This window comes from Eubacterium limosum, from assembly GCF_000807675.2.
Lineage (GTDB): Bacteria > Bacillota > Clostridia > Eubacteriales > Eubacteriaceae > Eubacterium > Eubacterium limosum.
This window is the reverse complement of the sequence record NZ_CP019962.1, coordinates 321,173-335,632: the sequence shown is the minus strand read 5'-3', so window position 1 is coordinate 335,632 and position 14,460 is coordinate 321,173. Positions and strand designations below refer to the sequence as shown.

Below are 14,460 nucleotides of genomic sequence, written 5' to 3'. Positions count from 1 at the left end.
AGTACAGAGGAGGAACCGCCATGAATAGAAGAAGTCCAGTTTTAAAACGCATTGCCCCCATTCTGCTGGCGGTGGTTATGACATTGGGGACAGTGCAGCTGCCAGCCAAAGCTGAAGCGGCAGGAAGAAGCGAAACGAAGGCCGCGGTTTCTACCAATGATAAAACAGTGAAGCCGGCCCAAAACAACGATACCTGGCTGGATAATACGGCCTACTACGATACCGGCTGGTATAACGCCGGCGCGGCCGATTATCATATTTCAACGGCGGAGCAGCTGGCGGGGCTGTCAAAGCTTTCTTATGATGGAAACACCTTTAAAAATAAAAACATTTACATCGACCGGGATATTGACCTTTCAGCTCATTACTGGGTGCCCATCCGGTACCTGTCCGCATCGCTGTTTGACGGCCAGGGCAATGCTATTACAGGCCTCCGGCTGGATGACCGTCAGCTCGGAGAATATGAGACACAGCTGAATACATCACTTTGGCCTTTTTCAGAATACTTGGGTTCACTGGCTTTTATCAATGAGTACAATTCTATGTGGTGGCTGGAAGACAACAACACGACCTGGGATGGCACCACCTTCTCAACGGTCAGAAACCTGAACTTTATGGACGCCAGCTTTTATTCCAGCAAAAACGCGAACAATGCCATTCTCATCGGCTGCGGCACACATATAAAAATGGAGGGCTGCCGGATTAAAGATACAGAACTTTCGGTCGGAGGACACCCGAAGGAAAGTAGAGGAGAAAGTCTTTTTAATGTGACCGGCTTTATCGGAAAGGCTTCTCACTTTAATAATAAAGACGCTAAGATCATTGAAATGAGGGAATGCCATACGGATGGCATGTCCATTTATTTTCGGGATTTCGATGTCAATAGCTCGGGAATGGGGCAGTTCTCCACATCAATGATCTTTGGGTATTTAGGGGGCAGACCGGAATTGAAGCTGTCCATGGATATTTATAACTGCTCAGCCAAAAACGGTGGAATCTATTTTCAGGGCATCCGAATTGGGCTGGAGGATGGCACTGGGGATGGCAACTGTGTTTCCGGTTGTATCGCGGCCAATGAGGGGAATGGTTTCATCAACCTCTACGGCTGCGAGGCGGATGTGGATTTTATTATGGACAACTGTGTAAGAAATTCTCTCGCCTATTACTTAGGCGGTATCGGCGGAAAGGTCAACAACGTCAAGAACTCGATCCATAAAGGAAAGTTTGAAATCACCAATCTCACCGCAAACGGAGGTGGTGGTTTCATCGGCGGTGTGGTGGGGAAATCCACCGGTGATGTGACAAACACCGCGAACACCGGGGACGTCACTGTTGACAATTTACATAAACCGGACGGCACCAGCCTGCTGAGTGGGATGAACGTCGGTGGTTTCTGCGGCATGCTGGCTTCCAACTCAGGCTCGGGCCAGCCCTATACAGTTGAAAACTGTTACAACCTGGGCCGGGTGTCCTGTGAGACTCCGGATCCGGGGGACCACAAGGGTGGTTTTGTAGGAGTTGTGAACAACGATATCAGCGCGTTGATTTTCAAAAATTCTTTTGCTCTCAATTGTTACAAAGATGTTGGCAGCTATTCAAAAGAAATCGAGACAACGTATGAGCCAGCCATCACCCTGGCACAGATTGAGGAGAACGGGGCGGCTAAAACCGTGATCCAGACAGGGGACGACAACGCCGTTATCAAACAGGGCGATCCAGCCCAGTTTGCGCCTTTAAAGACAGCCGATACCTTGGGCGAAAACTTTGAGATTATTCTCCCGCATATTTCTACCTTTAAGAGCAGTAACGCGGATGCGGCCAAGCTGAACTATATCGTCAATCCGGATATGCCGTGGACGGGAGATCTTCAGGTCAAGACCTCAGGGCTGAAGGGCGGCGATACCCAGTTCAGCGCGAAGATGCAGGTAAAGCAGAACAAGCTGATCGATGGCAAGTTTCAAGGCGCGGTAGAGAGCTTTGAGGCGGATTTAACCTTAAATTTAAAAGTAGTAAATGTGGCTCTGGATAACCAGACCCGGACCAGTGCCATCAGCGGCGAAACAAACTATGAATTAAAAGCTGATTTACAGGCTTATGGCGACGGTGTGGCCCTGGACCAATATGATTATAGCTGGCAGTATTCTTCAAACGCCCAGGAAACTGCGCCGGCTGCCGGAGCAGCGGGGGATACGGCTGCGCAGATGGTAAACGGTCTGACAGAGACCAATACATGGAGTGCGGGAGAGGGATCAGGCAGTACGACCAGCACCCGGGCGGCGCCAAATCATAAATTTACGAAAGTGACCGACCCGGGCTGGTACCGGCTGAAAAGCGCCCAGACTACGGCCGATCAGACAAACAAAGGCTACGGGCCCTTTAATTTTTATTCGGAGTGGGTGTACCTTTCACTGGACGATTTAATGCTGATCCAGTCGGATAAATCTGGGCTTCTAGAGTTCAGCCAAAATGGTACGGCAGAGGAGCTTGCCTATTTTAATGGGAATAAAAACCTGTCCGCCATCATTGAAATTTCGCCAAGCTTTAAAGGCAGTATGGACTGGCAGTGGTATAAAAACAACACGCCGGTTGACGGGGCCGCAGGCACCTTAAAGACGGCGGATTTTCCAACGGATACCTATAAAAAAACACTGGAGTATGCTTTGGGTGAGAGCTACGCGGAGTCCTTGTCTGGCGAATATGATCTGAGGGTCAACAAGATTACCTATGACGACACGGGCATTGGAGAAGGCGGTGTACGCGATATCCGAAGCCCGAAGGTTAAGGTAAAAACCTATTCTGCAAGCTTTGGCAGCACCCAGCAGAGCGGTCCGGCTTATGGCAATACGGAATCAAAGCTGGAGATGACGGGGATCCGTCTCAGCAGTGATATGTACGATGCAGAAAATAATGTGCTGATGGCAGACGCTTATTGGATCAAAAATGGTGATTATGCGCAGATTGCTGTAGCAGACAACACAAGCACAGTACGCCACGCTACCTTGACGGATAACGGCGGCGGCACCTACACAGCCACGTCACAGTTTACACTGATGGACGGTATGCAGGGGGAGAACTACCAGCTGGTTATTTTTCCTTTAGGGCTCAACCGAAGCGCGGATAACACTCCAAGTATGCGTTTTATCAACAGCACACAGGACAAAGTGGCGCTCTATGGGATTACAGAGCTTGAGTATAAAACAAAAAATGAAGACAACCGTTATGTCAATACGAAATTAACACCGGAGGTTCCTTTTATGGATGCCGCAGAAGTAACGGGTAACAACCCCACAGGAAGCGTTACCTACAAAATGGCGCAGGGGAATAGTAAGTTTAAGGTTGACGCTGCCACTGGCGCGCTTTCCTGCACAGACCCGAGCGGGCTGACCGCGGGCCAGTACAGCTTGGTGATTGAAGTGACAGAGGCAGGCTTTAAGTCGGTTGACCCGGATACAGGCCAGGAAACAGGACCTCTGATTACAGGGGATAAGACCACTTATCAGAAAAATCTGACGATTGAGATTGTCGTTTCTCTGGAATATGATTTTTCGGATGCAGCGGCGGTCAATAAAGATTTGTATATTTATAAGGATGGCTTTATTTTCAGCGATTCATTCATCGATGAAAGCCTGGTTGTCAAAACAGAGGGTTACAATACGCTGGGAGGAAAGGCGCTTACGCTGAAATCCAGCGATCCGGCAAAACCTTCCGAACACCGGGTTATTGTGGTATCCGGCAACCATGTGGGCGCAACGGCCATCAATATTGATCAGCTGACCTTAAGCGGAAGTGATACGCCTGTGCGGGTAAACGGCGGGGCAACAGTAGAATTCATCCTTAAGGAAGGGAGTAATTCCAGTTTTTCCGGAAGCACAACGGGTCTTTTAAGTGAGGGCATCAGCACGATCTCAGGACAAGGCAGCCTGAACCTTATGGGGCAGAGCGGCGTGTCGGGAGGCGGCAGTCTGTCCCTTTCGGCTCAAGGGCTTCACGCCGTGGGCACCAACGGCCCGGGTATCGGCACCAAAACCATCAGTATTGACGGCGGAAAAGTGACGGCGGCTGGCGGAGGTACGGGCGCAGGCATCGGCGGTGTACCAGAAGGGTCGGTGACCATTGGCGGAACAGCCATGGTGGATGCTGCTGGAGCTGGCGGAGGCGCCGGGATCGGCGGCAGCAGCGGCCAGCTTGCCGGAGAGATCCGGATCAACAGCGGTAATGTGGCAGCTGCGGGCAGCAGCACCGCGGATGCCATTGGCAGCGGTGCGGGAGCCAGCGCAATGGCTCACAAGACAACCGTCATCAACGGCGGCTCTGTTCTGGCAAAGAGCGGAGCGGTCCGGAACCCAGTGTGTGACCAGGCCAAAAACGGCAGCGAATCCATTCCGCTGCATCGTGTGGTGCTGAAGGTGGGGGAAACGCCGGAGGCTTACAAAGGCCAGAGGATAACCGGTTCCACCATCTGGTATGGGGATACGGGAACCACAGCAGCTCCGGCAGTCAGCTGGACGGCTGAGGCTTCAGGACCGGATTTCCAGGTCGAAGGACAGGCGGGCGGCTTACTGAGTATGTATCTGCCCTATATGGCGAAATCGACGGTATCGGAGGACGCGTATTACGCCAGTGTTTCGGCGGAAGTTCCAGATGGCAGCATCTACAGGAGAAAACTGCGTGCCAATGCAGAGGACACCCTGACAGCAGCCCTGCTGTCAGATATGACCTATCACCTTGGGATTCCCGCTGAGATACAGGCAGGGACGCCTGAAAATCCGGTGATCATCGGACATGGGGTCAAGGCAGACTTTGACTTGTCGGTAGAAAGTAATATTCAGGAAGGCCGAACGGTGGAGGTCAGCCTTTCACCCGCAAAAGGATCGATGGGCGGCTGGGGTACCTTTATCATGAACAATACTGCGGCCAGCCATAATGGCTTTACACCGCAGTACCGGGTGCAGACTCCTGGCGGCGTCCAGCTCTATACCGAAGGGAGCTTCTGGACCTTCAGCGGTGATGATGCGGAAACAGACGGCAAACGGGTGAAGCAGGGTTCGGTTCTGCTATCGGGTTCCCAAACGCTGTATGCAGGCAGCTACACAGGCAATATGACCTGGCACGCTGTCTGGGATGATCCAGTGGTCGGCGGCGAGTAGGCCGCAGCAAGCGCAGTTGTATGGGGAAGTGTGCCATTGCCGGCGCCTTTCCCCGACAATATATTTTAATTTCTCACAGAAAGAGGTAGAAGAAATGACCATGAAGAGAAAGCTGGCCGCAGGCGCGGCAGCCCTCGCGGTAACGGCGATGTGCTTTGGCACAACGGCCTTTGCCGCAGAAACGAACACCATTTACAGTGACGGCACGGATAATTCGTCGGCTGTCACATCGGACAACTCGAATTCGACAGAAATTGAAGTCACCACGATCAAGGAGGGGGACGCTACCTGGTCGGTGGAAATTCCGAAAAAGCTGTCCTTCAGCAATGTGACAGCCACCTCCGCCACGGATTTCGTACAGGAGCTGCCCCTCAAGGCAACCATCCTGAATGTGAACACGAGCGATGAGGCTCTGGAAAACCAGATTGCCAACCTTGTGGTAAAGGTGGGCGACAGCTTTAAGCCGACTCTGGCACTGACCACCGATGCGACCAAAACCATTGCGGACGCTTATAAGGTGAAGGACCCGTCAAAAACCGACGTGACCGATGGTACCAACCCCATCGCGACCCTGACCCAGGCATCCGACAGCGCCACCGGTTCGGTTGAACTGGATAAAGCGAGCTTTAACGGAAAAGTCGCCGGTACCTACACGGGTAAACTGACCATGAAGATCACACCGACCCGCGTGACCGTGACTGATCCTGAACCCGATCCGACACCGTCACCGGAGCCAAGTCCAGAACCAACCACAAACCCGGACGAAACACCGGGTGCATAAGCATTTCTCAGCACAGGTTACTTTAAAAGAAAGAGGTAAAAAAAATGGCAATGAAAAAAAGAATGGCTGCCAGTATGGCCGCCATCATTGTAGCGGCGATGTGCTTTGGCAGTACGGCCCTCGCGGCAGATGAAAATAACACCCCGGTCAACGGGACGGGGACAGGAAACAGCGTGACCGATGAAAATACCGAGGTTAAGATGACTCTGGACACCACATCGGCCGACCCCACCTGGTCGGTGGACATCCCTCAGGAAATTTCCTTTAACAGCATCAGCGTCAACAGCCCGGATTCGGCCTTGGAAAAACCTTTAAAATACAGCTGCGCCATCAATAATGCGGTGACGGGTATCCAAGCTGAAGATGAAATTAAAAGCCTGACCGTCAAACTGGGAGATAACAAGATGTTTGACATGTACAAAGCGGACGAACCTACCACCAAGCTGACAGGTGTTTTTGGTGTGGTGGCCGAAGGCAGCACAGACGGCAATTTTGTGGAAGCAAAGAACAAGATTGTGACCATGACTCCGGATAAAATCGATGGTGAGGGAAAAATCAAGCTGGATAAAAGCGTATTATCAGCCAGCGGCGTTGCAAACGGCAGTTATAAGGGAAACCTGTCTGTGGTCATCACCCCTGAAAAGGTTGGCACGCCGGCTTCCTGAGCACTAAAAAAACAGAGAGGATATTAAGAAAATGGCGATGAAAAAAAGAATAGCTGCCAGTATGGCAGCGGTTTTAGTGACAGCGTTATGCTTTGGTTCCACTGCCCTGGCGGCAGACGCGGACAGTCCGGTAAACGGCAGCGGGAACACCGCCACACCGGACAGCCAGACCGAGGTGAAGCTGTCCTATAAGATGGAAGAGGGGGCGCCTACCTGGTCGGTGGATATCCCGCAGACCATTGCTTTCAGTGATATTTCAGTAAACAGCCCCCAGAGCGCTCTGGTCAAGGATTTGGCTTACAGCTCTGTGATCAACAACAATGTGGAGAATGCGACATCCAAGATCACCAAGCTTGAGATCAAGCTGCCGTCTGGCGATAGCGCCAACACCTTTACCATGTTTAACGCCGATGCGGCAGGAGTCCCTGCGAAGGTAGCGGGAGCCTACGGTGTTGTGGCTGCGGGCGCAGCTGCCGATAAAGATGGCCTGTTCACAACAGTGGCTGCTGGCGGCACCATCGTCACCATGACCGAGGATGTGGCCGACGGAACCGGTAAGGTACAGCTGGACAAGGCAAAACTTAAAGATTTTTCCGACGGCAATTACAAGGGAAAATTGACTGTTTCCATCACACCGACTACAGAAGAGGTATCACCAGCACCGTGACATTATAAAAGGAAAACGAGGTAAAGAAAAATGGCAATGAAGAAGAAAATCGCCGCGGGTTTAGCGGCACTCACCATGACGGCCTTATGCTTTGGCACTACTGCTTTTGCGGCGGCCGAGAGTTATCCCATCAACGGGAGCGGCAATGACACCACTGCGGGCGCGAATGACGTCATTACAGACGGCACCGAGGGCAAGAACCAGACCGAGCTGGAGCTTTCCTTCAAAGAAGTGACCCCGGGTGAAGCGACCTGGTCAGTGGATATCCCACAGAAAATCACCTTTGACCAGATCTCCGCCACCAGCGACCCCAGCAAGCTGGTGAAGGAGCTGTCCTACTCCTCCTATATCCACAACGGAACCGAAGCTGATGTGCAGGACGGGGAGAAATACTATACCATCGAAAACCTGGCGGTAAAATTAACCGACACCAACAAATTCACCATGACGAATGTTAAGGATCCAACCGTAAAAGTGGGCGCTGCCTACAAAGTGATGGACGCAGCGGATAAAGAACTTGTGTCGGGAGATACCATTGTTACTATGACAGAGGATGTTAAGAGCGCCGTCGGAAAGGTGAAACTGGACGACACAAAATGGGACAATTATTCGGCCCCGGGAAAATACAACAGTCAGCTGACAGTCACCATCTCACCGAAGGTAACAGAGAATACCAAGTCAGCGACCCCTGTGAGTTAACCGCCGACGCTATTTATTTTACAGAAAGCAGGTCCTGCAATGAAAAAAAACTTAATTACCGCCCTGGTACTGGGCCTGCTTCTTCTCACTGGGCCCGGTGTCTCAGCGGGTAAGCTCAACAACTTTTACCCCGAGGGCTCGGCTGAGATGGAAGTCGAGCTGATGCCCGGGTACATGCTGGAGGTACCTGCCGGGGTCGATATTCCCTATAATCAGGAGAATACCGATGTTGGGACAGTGTGCGTCTCCATGATGGTGCTGGAACCCGGAAAACAGCTGAAAATCAGGGGTGAGCTGGAAAATCTAAAGACAGAAAGCGGCCAGACTTTGCCCTGTACCATGGATTTTACGGACGTGGACGTGACAGACAACCGGGCTTACCCCATCAGGGTGCACATCGGCAAACAGGACTGGGCTGATGCGCCCGGAGGCACCTACCAGGCGAACATGACATTTTGGGTAGAGATGCAGGATGCTGGCTCAGGAGGGACGAAATGAAAAAATTAAAAACCCTATTGTCGTTAAGCCTCATTTTGTGCCTGCTGACCGCTCCTGCCTCAGCCGCTGCCGAAAAAGGCGGCAGCACCCCCATCACTGCCACCGTGCCGTCCAGCCACCAGGTATCGGTTTATTACAATCGGGGCGGGGGTGTGAAAAAAGACAATGCCGATGTAGATTCTGGGACGGTGATGGAAATCCCGCGCCATCAGGACGCCGTCTTTACGCTGGAACCCAAAACCGATTATAAAATTCTATCCGTGTCTTATCAGGGAAACGATGTGACCCATCAGGTAAAAAACAACCGTCTGAGCCTACCCAAAATCAGCGATGACGGGACCCTTCAGGTCAGTTATATCCCCTCAGACGTCTCCCTGGATGAGAACTACCGCTTTATGGTGAGAGGCCGGATCGTCCGAAACGGTGAGCCGCTGGCCAACACGGATATTGAACTGCACTCGGAGGTTCAGCAGACCCGGACCGACGATAACGGGCAGTTTGTTTTTAACAGCGTGCCCGAGGGAGCGCATGAGCTCTTTGCGATGGAAAATGGCCAGGTTATCGGCACGGCGGATTTCCGCATCGACCGCACCGGGAACCTCGACGGCATTGAGATGGATACCCTGCCAGACGGAACCATCCAGCTGGTGACAAATGTTCATATCAAAACCATCGAGCTGAACCTCGTCCTGCGAGAGGAAGACAGCAAGCTTGAGATCAAGAGCGCGGATACCCCAAAGGGGAACCTGATTTATAAAACCGTGGATAAAGACGGAGCCGCTTTATCGGTTGAGGACTGCGGTATCAAAGCAACCACGGACGGGCGGGAGCTGAAAGAAGGCGATACCGTCTATCCGGGAATGACGCTTGAGATTGCGGCGTCGGGGAATATTGCGGAGAAAGCGTATGTCCCTTATGCCACCGCGGTTTCCGAAAACAGGCCAGAGCTGGTTTCCAACCCCACAGCGGTTAAACGGGAGTACAAAACCCGTTATACCGTTACTGAGGAGGATCTGGCCGATGGACAATGCGCCATTGTGTCGAATTATGTGCTTCTGGGGGATGTAAACTTTGATAAAATAATTGACGCTCAGGACGCTGGAAAGCTAAAAAGGCTCATTCTTGAAACCGATGTAAGGACAGAGGTAGAAGCAGTCGCCATTAACGTCAATTTTGACGATCAGATCGATGCGCAGGACGCCGGGAAACTGAAACGGTATATTCTGGAAACAGATACTCAATTTTAAAGCAGATTAAGGAGGAAGAATGGAAAACAAATTTAAATTAAGACGCGCCGTCGTATGGCTGCTGTCATTATTGATGGTGGCGTATATCGGCCTGTCAGCCACGCCCTTGATGTCTAAAGCCCAAGCCGCGGCTGAGGACAAAGTCATTTTATCGATCGATAAAAGGCAGCCAGCGTCAAGGGGCCAGGAGATTCAGGTAGATATCAAGATGGACACCACTAAACAGCCGGCTTATGTAGCCCAGTTTTACATTGATTATGACAGCGAACGCCTGGAATTCATCAGCGGACGTCAGGATATGGAACTCTGGGAAGGCGGGATGGCCGCCATAAAAGGAACCAACGGACGGGTTAAAGGATATGTTAACTCGGCGAGCGGTGAGAATGAAATCATCAGTCAGCCGATTATGACCATGAAATTCAAGGTTAAGGATGAAGCGCCGGCTGGTGAAGCAGCGATGACTTTTTCCGTGGACACAGTGGCAAACAGCGCGGACAAAAAGGTTCCCTATGAATGCAGCAACGGCTCCGTCCTGGTGGTATCCCCCATCACCGGCGTTACCCTGGACAAGGATAAGCTGGCATTGACAGCGGGCGACAGCGATACCTTAACTGCCACCGTGAACCCGGTGGATACCACCGATGACAAAACCATCGCCTGGTCTGCGGGTAGTGACAAGATCGCCGCGGTGGACAATACCGGTAAGGTCACCGCAATCAGCGCGGGAACCACCGACATCACTGCCACCACCACCAATGGCAAAACCGCCAAATGCACAGTAACGGTAACTCCTATGGACACTACTGCAGCCCAGGCACCAACGGCCACTGGTATCACCTATGGCCAAAAGCTGGATGAAAGCACTCTGTCCGGCGGCAGTGTTAAAGGCGCAGACAATGCAGAGGTAAAAGGAACCTGGCAGTTTGAAAATCCGGACGAGCTCCTGAGCGCGGGCAGCCAGAAAGCGAAAGCAGTCTTTATTCCTGCCGAACCGGGTAAATACAGCCAGTGCGAAGCAGAAGCAAACATAGAGGTTGCACAGCTGAACATTACAGTAACACCGGCGGCTCTGGAAGAAGGCAAAATTTTAGGCAAAACTTATGGTGAAAAGGATAGTGAGCTCACCTACACGCTGTCGCCGGCTCTGGTGGGCAATGATAAAATGACCGGCGCTCTGGCCCGCGAGGCAGGTGAAGATGCCGGCACTTATCCGATTAATTTGGGTACCTTGAGCGCAGGGGACAACTATATGCTTACTCTGGCTGAGGGTGCGGTTTATACTGTTAACAAGGCTCTCCCGACCTTTGATCCTGTACCGCAGGTCAAAGACCCAGTGGACAAGGGAACGGCCCTGAAGGAGGTTAAGTATACTGAGGGCAAAGCGCTGGACATCAACGGCAAGGCTCTGAAGGGTACCTTTGAGTGGGTAGATTTGGATCTTAAGGTGGAAAAGAGCGGCAATTATAAAATGCGCTTTATACCTGACGATCCCAATTACGCCACCATGCTTTTAGATGTTACGGTCAAGGTAAAGGGTGACGACAGCAAGGTTCCGACGCCAGGAGCGCCCACACCGGAAAGCCCTCAGCCTAATGTGACTGGCGGCAACCCAAGCACAGGTATCTTTAACAATCCGGCAGTTCTGTATCCTATAGCTGCCATGATGCTGGCAGCCGTGAGCGGCTGCATGGTCCTGTATTTTAAACGGATAAAGGTTGGAAAACACTAATATCCATATAAAACTATTTTATTATAACGATAATCAAGTTCTTTATTAGCACACATTTAACACAGCCGGGGCATTGTCCCCGGCAAATTTTTTAGTGCTTAGAGAAAAAGTACGTATTAACACCTTAATGTTTGAATAGTCTGGAGCGTATGCTCCGGCGCTGCCGCAGGGCAGCGATACGAAAGAGTCTGCTAAAATCATTGCGATTTTAGCAGACTCTTTTTTTATAAGAAAAAGGAGTAAACGATATGCAAATAACACGTGAGGCAATGCACACCTATCTGGTAGACCGGGGGCTCATGGCCCTGGCGCCTGAATACGGCCCGGCGGGCGAAAACGGCTGCCGCCTGTACTTTAAGGACGGCGGGAGCTGCTGGCTGCACAAGACCACGGAGGCCTTCAAGGATAAAGCCTATGAATTCTACCACATCGACCGGGCTGCCCGAAAGGCGGATGACAGAGCGCTGCTGGGCGGCAGAGAAATGCTGCCGGTGTGGCTGCACGCCAAAATGATTCTGATGCCCTGCAAAATGCGGACCTCGGTTCTAATTGACAGTGATGGCTATTACGGCGATGTCAATCTTTTTTTCTCTACAGAGGGATTCGCTTTAAGGAGAAAAAGATATTACTGAAAGAAAATCTGGCCCTGTCCTACTGTATGGAACGGCGGGCCATGAAAAAGAAGCTCCTCCAGGCTGAGCGTATTCTGGATTATTACGATCCGGAATGGGAGATGCCCAGCCTGAAGGCGCTTTTTTTAGATATAAACGGGCGCGAAACAACTGGACTGGCGCAGGCATCTTTTTAAAACCTGCCCTTTGGCGCAACCAAGGGGTCAAACAGAACCTGAAATACACTCAAAAAAGGACTTTTATTCAACAAAATGCTGTGGACCTGCCTGAGACGGGAAAGCAGGGATTTTTGAAATCCGGTATCATAGGAGTTACTTAAGTGAGTGAAGCGCGCTTCGAATAATCTATTCGGAGGAAGAAGAATGCAAACAATGATACAGGAATTTGTCGATGAGCGGTTTGGCCGCGTGCGCGTGCTGGAGGAAGGAGACGGTACGATTTTGTTCTGCGGGGCCGATGTGGCAAGAGCCCTTGGTTACCGCAATACCCGCAGCGCCATCAAGCGCCATTGCCGGTACGGTGTGAAACGGACCGTACCCCACCCGCAGAACCAGAAGCGGATGCTGGACATGTTTTTCCTGCCCGAGGGCGATCTGTACCGCCTGATCATCGGAAGTAAGCTGCCATCGGCTGTGGCTTTTGAAAAGTGGGTCTTTGACGTGCTGCTGCCCGGTCTGCGGCGTACGGGCGGCTATACGATCAGCCGGCCGCAAATCTCGGCGCTGCTGTTTGAAAAGGAGGGCCAGCTGCAGGCCCTGACCGCCCAGCTGGCAGAGCGAAGGGATCTGGAGCTGTTTGCCAGCCAGCTGATGCGCGCGGATGGGGGTATCTCCATGCTGCGCATGGCGCGCCTGCTGCAGGACGCCGGCATCCGAACGGGGCGCACCCGTATGATGGCGTGGATGCGGCAGCAGGGCTACTTGTGCCGCTCGAAAAAGGAGGATAATATTCCTACCCAGCGGGGCATGGCCCTTGGCCTGTTCATGGTGGAGGAAAGCCTGTACGCCCCAAGGCCTGGTGTGGTGCTGCTGAACCAGGCCACCCGTGTCACGCCAAAAGGGCAGCAGCATTTTCTGAAGGTGTTCCCGCGTGAACTGGATTAAGGAGATCAAATATTTCTATGACTGGCTGGGGGATCACGCCCTCAGCCACGGCGCTCAGGCTCTGTGGTTTTACCTGATGTACCGCAACAACGCCTGCGCCCTGCCTACCACCTCAGGTGAGTGGCTGTGGCGCGTGGAGTTTACCGTGCGGGTCGAGCATCTGGAGCAGGCCCTGGGCTGCGATTACCGCTCCGTTATCCGGTACCGGAAGGAGCTGGCAGAAGCCGGCCTCCTGAAATACCAGAAGGCTGTCAAGGGCCGCCATCCGGGCATCTACACCATCATTCCCTTTGTGAAAAACCTGGGCTCCGTCACCCGTGAAAACCTGGGCGGCGGGCAGGTTCTGGTTTATGATTATGTGGGCGGCATGCACGACATCACTGGCGTTAAAAACAGCCAAAACAGAAAAATAGCGGCAGATGAAACGACAGCGTTGTCGTCCTTTTAATAATACTTATTAATAATATACATTTCTATATAAAGTAATTCCTGAGGAGGTAAACAATATGATTGGAACAGGCAGACCTTTGGTGCGCCGAAGGCGTGCATATCTGGTAAAGGCGGAATGCAATGTCCGTCTTGGCTTCTGGGCCAGGGACGAAGAGGACGCGGAGGATCAGTTTAACGAATACATGGACAGTGTACAGAGCCGCTATCCCGAGCTGGTGCTTGACATTAAGAGCATCCGGGAGGATGACGAATGAACCATTACAAAGTGCTGGAGGAGTGGATCATCCAGGCCAAGGCAGGCGACCAGGACGCCAAGATGCGCCTGCTTATGGCCTACCGGCCGCTGATCTTGTCCATGGTTAGCCGCTACGTCTACGACCGGGAAAGCTTTGAGGACGGTATCCAGGATGGCAGCCTGATTTTCCTGGAGGCGGTTAAGAGCTATGCGCCCGAATCCGGCGTCTATTTTCAGACCTATGCCAAAAAGCGGCTGTTCTATGCCTTTGTGCAAAAGGCCAAGCCGGACCGCCAGGTGTCCGCTCAGGCTGAGCTGTATCTGGAGGTTCCCACAGGGGAGGATACCACCCTCATGGACAGCCTGGCCGACCCCGGGCCAGAACCCGGGGCGCGTATCCTGCGGACAGAGGAGAGTGCCCGCCTGCGAGCAGCCCTGGAAACCCTGACCGATGCCCAGCGCCGCGTCATCGACGATTACTATGTGCGGGGCCTGGACTGGGCCGAGATCGCGTCCCGGGAGCAGGTGAAGCTGGGGACGGTGTGCAGCCGCATGGCCCGTGCCCTGAAGCGTCTGAGGGAGGCCTTTGGGTAAGGCAGCCTGTAGG

Annotated in this window: 14 protein-coding genes; all 14 read left to right on the top strand. The window is 52.5% G+C overall.

What is annotated here, in order from left to right; all coding sequences use genetic code 11:
* Positions 1–20: 20 nt before the first annotated feature.
* The 14 genes from B2M23_RS01530 (at position 21) to B2M23_RS01470 (ending at position 14,447) form a co-directional block, all read left to right on the top strand.
* Entirely contained in the window at positions 21–5,147 is a 5,127-nt protein-coding gene (locus tag B2M23_RS01530; protein WP_038351007.1) for a hypothetical protein, read from the top strand.
* 94 nt (positions 5,148–5,241) lie between these two features.
* Positions 5,242–5,928, top strand: coding sequence for a hypothetical protein (locus tag B2M23_RS01525; RefSeq protein WP_038351006.1), 687 nt, complete (start codon positions 5,242–5,244; stop codon positions 5,926–5,928).
* 44 nt (positions 5,929–5,972) lie between these two features.
* A complete protein-coding gene (locus B2M23_RS01520; protein ID WP_038351005.1) occupies positions 5,973–6,593 on the top strand; it encodes a hypothetical protein in 621 nt (206 codons plus the stop codon).
* A gap of 31 nt (positions 6,594–6,624) precedes the next feature.
* Positions 6,625–7,260, top strand: a complete 636-nt coding sequence (locus tag B2M23_RS01515) for a hypothetical protein (RefSeq protein WP_038351004.1) — start codon at positions 6,625–6,627, stop codon at positions 7,258–7,260.
* Positions 7,261–7,290: 30 nt separating this feature from the next.
* Positions 7,291–7,959, top strand: coding sequence for a hypothetical protein (locus B2M23_RS01510; protein WP_038351003.1), 669 nt, complete (start codon positions 7,291–7,293; stop codon positions 7,957–7,959).
* 39 nt (positions 7,960–7,998) lie between these two features.
* A complete protein-coding gene (locus B2M23_RS01505; RefSeq protein ID WP_038351002.1) occupies positions 7,999–8,457 on the top strand; it encodes a hypothetical protein in 459 nt (152 codons plus the stop codon).
* Entirely contained in the window at positions 8,454–9,704 is a 1,251-nt protein-coding gene (locus tag B2M23_RS01500; protein WP_038351001.1) for a dockerin type I domain-containing protein, read from the top strand. The genes B2M23_RS01505 and B2M23_RS01500 overlap by 4 nt, the downstream gene beginning before the upstream one ends.
* Before the next feature lie 19 nt (positions 9,705–9,723).
* Positions 9,724–11,433, top strand: a complete 1,710-nt coding sequence (locus B2M23_RS01495; RefSeq protein WP_081571063.1) for an MBG domain-containing protein — start codon at positions 9,724–9,726, stop codon at positions 11,431–11,433.
* Between the two features lie 248 nt (positions 11,434–11,681).
* Positions 11,682–12,065: a hypothetical protein gene (locus B2M23_RS01490; RefSeq protein ID WP_038351000.1), complete on the top strand. Its 384-nt coding sequence runs from the start codon at positions 11,682–11,684 to the stop codon at positions 12,063–12,065.
* 41 nt (positions 12,066–12,106) lie between these two features.
* Positions 12,107–12,241, top strand: a complete 135-nt coding sequence (locus B2M23_RS21630; protein ID WP_278286443.1) for a hypothetical protein — start codon at positions 12,107–12,109, stop codon at positions 12,239–12,241.
* Positions 12,242–12,427: 186 nt separating this feature from the next.
* On the top strand, positions 12,428–13,168 hold the full coding sequence (locus B2M23_RS01485; protein WP_052237076.1) for a phage antirepressor KilAC domain-containing protein: 741 nt from the start codon (positions 12,428–12,430) through the stop codon (positions 13,166–13,168).
* Positions 13,155–13,616 carry a hypothetical protein gene (locus B2M23_RS01480; RefSeq protein WP_038350999.1) on the top strand — a complete coding sequence of 154 codons (462 nt, stop codon included), beginning with the start codon at positions 13,155–13,157 and terminating at the stop codon, positions 13,614–13,616. Before B2M23_RS01485 ends, B2M23_RS01480 begins: the two co-directional genes overlap by 14 nt.
* Positions 13,617–13,674: 58 nt before the next feature.
* Positions 13,675–13,872 carry a hypothetical protein gene (locus B2M23_RS01475; RefSeq protein WP_038350998.1) on the top strand — a complete coding sequence of 66 codons (198 nt, stop codon included), beginning with the start codon at positions 13,675–13,677 and terminating at the stop codon, positions 13,870–13,872.
* Positions 13,869–14,447: an RNA polymerase sigma factor gene (locus tag B2M23_RS01470; RefSeq protein ID WP_038350997.1), complete on the top strand. Its 579-nt coding sequence runs from the start codon at positions 13,869–13,871 to the stop codon at positions 14,445–14,447. The genes B2M23_RS01475 and B2M23_RS01470 overlap by 4 nt, the downstream gene beginning before the upstream one ends.
* Positions 14,448–14,460: the final 13 nt, after the last annotated feature.